Origin of the sequence: Frankia sp. Mgl5, from assembly GCF_023242985.1 — a bacterium.
In the GTDB taxonomy this organism is placed as follows: domain Bacteria; phylum Actinomycetota; class Actinomycetes; order Frankiales; family Frankiaceae; genus Parafrankia; species Parafrankia soli.
In genome coordinates this window covers 866-3,695 of sequence record NZ_JALKFY010000654.1, presented here as the reverse complement: position 1 = coordinate 3,695, position 2,830 = coordinate 866, and the positions used below count along the sequence as shown (strand labels likewise).

The following is a 2,830-nucleotide window of genomic DNA, read 5'->3' as shown; positions in this document are numbered from 1 at the left end:
CGGGCGGGGGGGGGCCCCCCCCCCCCCCCGGGGGGCCCCCCGGGGGGGGGGGGGGGGGGGCGGGGCCCCCCCCCGCCCCAACCCCGCACGACGGTTCCGCCGGGGTCACCGCAGCACACATTCCATCGCCACGGGCGTCGCGACGGATCAGCCACGGAGCAGCCCACGGATCGGCCACCGGCCGGCCACGGATCGCCAGGGCGCCCGGACGCGGGGCCACCGGCCGGTTTCGGATACCGGACGATCCGGCCCGCGCGGGCACCGGCTGACCCGGCCACGCGCGGTACGCGAGACGATTCCGGCGAATAGCTACCGCCCGCGCAAACGCGGGCCAATTTACCGTCGCGGCAACGGCTCCAGGCCACGGAAACGGTATTCAGGCACGGAGATCACAACGTTTCCCATCCCGATTGGGACCGCGCGGAGGGCGAGGCATGGCGGGGCGGAGGCCCGGCGGAGCGCGGCCGGGCGGGCGGCGGCGGGCGGGCCTCGGCCGCGTGCCGGGCGTCACGGAGAGCAGCCGCGGTCGACCCGGGCGGGCCGGGTCAGCCGACGGGAGCCGGTATCCGCTCGGGTGCGGGCACCGGCGTGACCTCCAGGCCCGTGCCGGGCAGCGCCTCGCGGATCTCGGCCGCGAGCAGGGTCCAGTCCGCCACCCGGGCCGAGGTCGTCCGGTAGGCGAGGCCGATGCGCCGGCGCGGCGCCGGGTCGCGGAAGGTCGCCGTCGCCAGGCCGCGCCCCTCCCCCACCTCGACGCCCACCGCCGCCGCCGGGATCAGCGTCAGTCCCAGGCCGCCGGCGACCATCTGCACGATCGTGGACAGGCTCGCCGCGCGCAGCGCGCTGCGCTCGCGTGCCCCGGCCTCGCGGCAGACGTCCAGGGCCTGCGCCCGGAAGCAGTGGCCGTCCTCGAGGAGGAGCAGGTCCCGGCCACACAGGGAGGAGACCGGCAGCGCGGCGCTGCCGGCCATCGGGTGGTCGACGGGCGTCACGAGCACGAAGTCCTCGTCGTAGAGCGGCAGCTCGGCCACCCCGGGCTCGTCCGTCGGCAGGGCGAGCAGCGCCAGGTCCAGCGAGCCGCCGCGCAGCTCCTCCAGCAGCGCGGACGTCTGCGCCTCGCGCAGCCGCAGCCGCGCCTCCGGCCGGCGGGCCCGCAGCGACGGCAGCAGCTGGGGCAGCAGGTAGGGCGCCACCGTGGGGATGACGCCGAGCCGGATGTCGCCCGACAGCGGCGCCCGCGCGCGCACCGCGAGCTGGGCGATGTCGTCGACGGCCCCGAGCACCCCGCGCGCCCGCTGGACGATCTCCTCCCCCACCGGCGTCAGCAGCACGCTGCGGGTCGTCCGCTCGACGAGCTGGATGCCCAAAGTGCGTTCCAGCGCGGCGACGGCGCTCGACAGCGTCGGCTGACTGACGTGCAGCGAGGTCGCGGCCCGACCGAAGTGCCGGTGATCCGCGACACCCACGAGGGCTCGTAGCTGAGCAAGCGTGGGCTGAGGTTGAGCCATAGAGAGAAGCTATCAGACTTGCCGAATCTTTCGATTTCTCTTCTGAGTCCCCGATCGCGAGAGTGGAGCCCGTGCTCCACTCCGGGGCACACCGAAAGGAGATCGTCCAGGTGCTGACCGTCGGCGACGTGTTCCCCGCCTATGACCTGACCGGCGTCGTGTCGAGCGACCCCGACACCGCGTTCATCCAGGAGACCTCCACCAGCCGCACCGGGCAGTGGCGGGTCGTGTTCTTCTGGCCCAAGGACTTCACCTTCGTGTGTCCGACCGAGATCGCCGCCTTCGGCCGGCTCAACTCCGAGTTCGCCGACCGCGACGCGCAGGTCCTCGGCGTCTCCACGGACAGCGAGTACGTCCACCTCGCATGGCGGCAGAACCACTCCGACCTGCGCGAGCTCCCGTTCCCGATGCTGGCGGACATCAAGCGCGAGCTCACCGCGGCCGCCGGAGTGCTCGGCGACGACGGTGTGGCTCAGCGGGCGACCTTCGTCATCGACCCGGACGGCGTCATCCAGTTCGTCATGGTCACCGCCGGCAGTGTCGGCCGGAACCCGGCCGAGGTGCTGCGGGTGCTCGACGCGCTGCAGACCGACGAGCTGTGCCCGTGCAACTGGCAGAAGGGCGAGGCCACCCTGGGCGCCGCGGCGCCGGCCCCGGCGGAGGTCGCGGCCTGATGGGAGTCGCCCGGCTGCGGGAGCTGCTTCCCGACTACGCCAAGGACCTGCGCCTCAACCTCGGCTCGGTGACCTCCCAGTCGCAGCTGAACCCCCAGCAGCTGTGGGGCACCGTCCTGACGGCGGCGATCGCCAGCCGCGGCGCGACCACCCTGACCGAGCTCGAGGCCGAGGCGCTCGAGCACCTCAGCCCCGAGGCCGCCAAGGCGGCTCGCACCGCCGCCGCGCTGATGGCGATGAACAACGTGTACTACCGGACGCTGCACCTGCTGGAGGACAAGGAGTACTCCAGGATGCGCGCCGGGCTGCGGATGAACGCCATCGCCAACCCCGGCGTCGACAAGGTCGACTTCGAGCTCTGGTCGCTGGCCGCGTCGGCGGTGAACGGCTGCGGCATGTGCCTGACCGCCCACGAGCACGAACTGCGTGGGCGGGGGGTGTCGCGCGAGGTCATCCAGGACGCGATCCGGGTCGCCTCGGTCGTGCACGCGGTGGCCGTGACGATCGAGAGCCACGAGCAGGTGCCGGCCACCGCCTGAGCCCCCTGCCCCGTCGAGCGGGCCAGGCGGACACCCGCCCACCCTGCCCGCCATCCCCCAGCTGATATTCACCGAGGCCCGGCGTCGCGGTCCCCCCGACCGCGACGCC

General features: G+C 74.0%; 3 protein-coding genes. 2 read left to right on the top strand and 1 reads right to left on the bottom strand.

What is annotated here, in order from left to right; genetic code table 11:
* Positions 1-545 precede the first annotated feature (545 nt).
* On the bottom strand, positions 546-1,508 hold the full coding sequence (locus tag MXD62_RS21455; RefSeq protein WP_248831285.1) for a LysR substrate-binding domain-containing protein: 963 nt from the start codon (positions 1,506-1,508) through the stop codon (positions 546-548).
* A 110-nt stretch (positions 1,509-1,618) separates the two neighbouring features.
* Here MXD62_RS21455 and MXD62_RS21450 point away from each other — a divergent pair, with 110 nt between their 5' ends.
* Together MXD62_RS21450 and MXD62_RS21445 are read left to right on the top strand one after the other, a co-directional pair.
* On the top strand, positions 1,619-2,182 hold the full coding sequence (locus MXD62_RS21450) for a peroxiredoxin (protein WP_248831284.1): 564 nt from the start codon (positions 1,619-1,621) through the stop codon (positions 2,180-2,182).
* Positions 2,182-2,721 (top strand): carboxymuconolactone decarboxylase family protein, encoded by a 540-nt coding sequence (locus MXD62_RS21445; protein ID WP_248831283.1) that lies wholly within the window; start codon positions 2,182-2,184, stop codon positions 2,719-2,721. Before MXD62_RS21450 ends, MXD62_RS21445 begins: the two co-directional genes overlap by 1 nt.
* The last annotated feature ends 109 nt before the right edge of the window (positions 2,722-2,830 follow it).

What these genes read in the sequence shown, in the direction of transcription:
- MXD62_RS21455 (WP_248831285.1), bottom strand. Translation starts at nt 1,508, where the DNA reads ATGGCTCAACCTCAGCCCACGCTTGCTCAGCTACGAGCCCTCGTGGGT.
- MXD62_RS21445 (WP_248831283.1), top strand. Translation starts at nt 2,182, where the DNA reads ATGGGAGTCGCCCGGCTGCGGGAGCTGCTTCCCGACTACGCCAAGGAC.